Genomic DNA, 430 nt, shown 5'->3' on the forward strand with positions numbered 1-430 from the left:
CAATTCTATCGGTTCGATATTGTAACAGTTCAATGGTGATGTCGGATCCGTGACCCTTACATACAACGTTTGTGGACTGGTTTGGTTTTGGTAAGCAGTCGGTGTGCCGATTACTCCTGTGTCATTATTCGCTGCGTTCTCACTTAAGTGATAGCTGATTTCAAAGTCTTCTGTAGCTTGTCCTTCAAAAAACAAATCTTCTTCTACTTGGGTCAGATCGAAAAACTGAATGCCCGTTTCGTTTAAATCGCAGGCAATTAAAGGTTCGATTTCATTGAGTAGCGGTGAATCGTATACCAATAAATCTAAGGTCGTGGTTTGGATGCATTGTAAACCATCGATTTCTTGGTAAATACGCACGTGCAAAGTTTGTTCCCCTGGTACTACATTTGCATAAGGCGATGTCAACGGATTTTGTCCTGTTTCTGCA

At 41.4% G+C, this 430-nt stretch carries 1 protein-coding gene; it reads right to left on the reverse strand.

Annotated elements, in window-relative coordinates; genetic code table 11:
* A partial coding sequence (locus IEV63_RS12925) for an FIDD domain-containing protein (protein WP_229737268.1) occupies positions 1-430 on the reverse strand: 430 nt, incomplete at both ends.

Origin of the sequence: Psychroflexus salis, from assembly GCF_014640175.1 — a bacterium.
GTDB classification, from domain to species: domain Bacteria; phylum Bacteroidota; class Bacteroidia; order Flavobacteriales; family Flavobacteriaceae; genus Psychroflexus; species Psychroflexus salis.